General features: G+C 34.3%; 1 protein-coding gene and 1 pseudogene. Both read right to left on the reverse strand.

The features are described from left to right. Window positions 1-1,239: pseudogene (locus ACFIMX_RS02845) on the reverse strand (hypothetical protein); the annotation flags it as partial. Window positions 1,240-2,552: 1,313 nt separating this feature from the next. After that, the coding region (locus ACFIMX_RS02850; RefSeq protein WP_375694005.1) for a YadA-like family protein at window positions 2,553-2,832 on the reverse strand (280 nt) is incomplete at its 5' end.

The following is a 2,832-nucleotide window of genomic DNA, read 5'->3' on the forward strand; positions in this document are numbered from 1 at the left end:
AATAAGCCCTGCTCTATCTTGCTTAACAAGCTTGTCACCCACCACATTAGTAACTACATTCTCAATCTTTTTATCAATATTCGTGAAAGAACTACTTACACCAGTAAAGGCATCCGCAACGTTATGATAGTTCTTGTCAGCTCCAACACCATCCTTATCAAAGACTTTAACTGTAAAAGTAGGAGCACTCCAATTTCCATCTTTATAGCCAGCACCACCGCCAAAATAGCCTGCAACGACATTGCTCATGGAATAAAGTTGAGAACCATTTATCGCATCAGTGGATGTTGCTGTAATCGAACCTGCATTAACACCGGAAAGTGTCCGTGCCGCATTATCAACGTTTGCAATACTTACGTTAGTTCCTCTTACTTTTCTACCAATGGTAATAAGTCCTGCTGTATCTTGCGCAACAAGCTTATCACCCATCACATTTTTAATCTCTTTATTAATATTTACAAAAGAATCATTCACACCAGCAAAGGCATCTGCGACATTATTATATTTTTTCTTAGTCTCCTTACCATTTTTATCAAAGACATTAACTGTAAAAGTAGGAGTACTCCAGTTCCCATCTTTATAGCTAGCACCACCGCCAAAAGACTTCGCCACCCCAGCGCCCAATTTATAAAGCTGGGAACCAGTGATTGCGTGATTCGATGTTGCGCTAACCAAACCATCACGAACACCAGTAATAAACCGCGCCTCATGAGAATTATTTGCAACGTCTACTATATAACCCCTTTTGTTCGCACCAATGGTAATAAGCCCTGCTGAATCTTGCTTAACAATCATATCAGACAAGATTTTATCAATTTTATTATTAATTTCTCTCTGATATATCCCCCAAACATTTCCCCAACCCGCAAACGCATTATTAATGGCTGTTCCAACCTCAAACTTAATAGTTTTTCCTATATTAAGTTTAAAATTGCTGAATTCATTCTTTACACCTCTGAATGCACTATTTACCCCTACAAACGCAGATCCAACATCTCTATACACGTTACCGTCAATTACATAGGTTGGCGCAACACTTTTAAGTATATTTGCACCACCACCAAAATACTCCGCTACATTACCCCACTTATCACAAGCAGAAACAGGAGAAGCATTTGATAAAAAGACAGCTACTGACACTAATGAAAGCGTTTTAATAAAAGGCAATCGATAAGACGAGCAAGAATTTTTTAAATTACTCACTGCTAGCGTGTGTGGTGTGGTATATATTTTTTTCATAATAAATCCTCTAAGTAAGAAAAAGATATTAAAAACATTAAAAAGACATATTCCGGTGCTACTAGGCTCCAGAGATTGTTTTTTCTTGTTTTATAAAAGATTAGGGTTGTCATAATGCGGAAGAGGACTATCTAAGATCTCAATGAGATAGAAGTCGACGTTGATCGATAGTCCAATTAATAAGGTTTTTGTTTATCCCCCTTTAAGGAGGGGTGTTTTCTTTTAGCAGAGCTTTTAAATTTAAAGGTGAAGAAAGGTGAACGAAGTATAGAAAAAACATGTTTGCGTACTATTATTTAGGTGTTGTGTGTTTAAGAGGCAATAAAGGATGTTTATTGCGGAAGGGAGTTAAGTTGTTTGATGAGTGACTTAGAGCGTTTTTTGTAGGGTTGCGCTTTTGTTGTGAGAGTAAGCGAGGTACCCTCGAGCTTTAGATTTATATCTCTCAAAACTTTTTGAAATAAAATAATAGTGATAGTGTGATTTTTTCATGATTTACTGCACCCCGCTTTGAAAAAAGATTCTTAGTATCTTTTAACTAACTTTTCACATTCTTACAGACTATTTAAAAAATAGCAAGAAAAAAATGATTTAAATTATTTTTTATTAATGTGTCTTTCTGATTTATGAAATAATTCTAAAATTCATAGCCTCATTGTCTGCACTTTAGGTTTTTATAAAAGTGCTGGTGCATTGTTATGCTTCAAATATCCCTATTTTGATCAAAGTGAGTCTTATTTAATTATTCCGGCTGCTGCATACAAAGATAATAATAAACATAGTAAAAATGAGATTTTTTTATTTCTTTAAGCATACCCCCCAATGGATATTTCTATTAATAAAGTTATAAACCGTACAGTTTTAAAATATTGTGCGATTGCGCACTCTATTAATTTAGATGAAGGCATCACTCTGCATTTGTAAATTTTTTTTGTTAAAACGCTTCAATGTAACTAAAATCAGTCCTACTAAGATATTACTACAAAATACATTGTTATAAAACTTTATAAGTATACTACTCTATGAATTTCTGTGTAAAATATCACTTCTTTATAAAATGTTTACCCTTGTCTGATGAGACAAGAAGGAAAAACTCCCTTAAAAATAAATATCAATTACTCAAATAATTCTTTTTGGAGATGATAAATGATTTTTTCATATAAAATTTCACAATAAAAAATATATTTTTACTCGAAATACACCCTTATTTTTTATTGCTATTCATTTATGATGAAAATAACTTTCCTTCCCTTTAAATGGCACATGTAACGCATTTGATAAGAGAAGGAAAATTTATTTCGAATTTTCTATTGTTAATTCAGTGTTACCCTAAATCCAGCACCTACACCCCAATGTCCCCCAGCACTCGTTGCAGATACGTTAGAGCGAAATCTTCCATTTTCAGACATATAACCAGCACCAATAGCAAATGCAGATTGACTGCGCCATACACCCGTACCAAGTGAAAAACTTAATTTTCCCGGTGTATCGTCATAGCTTAAATTAGATACTGCTAGACCAATAGCAGCAGCTTGTCTTGCCTCTTTTCGAACATCCTCAACAGCATAACTTAATGTCGAAAACTTCATATCC

Origin of the sequence: Bartonella sp. AD24XZML, assembly GCF_042196485.1 — a bacterium.
In the GTDB taxonomy this organism is placed as follows: Bacteria; Pseudomonadota; Alphaproteobacteria; order Rhizobiales; family Rhizobiaceae; genus Bartonella.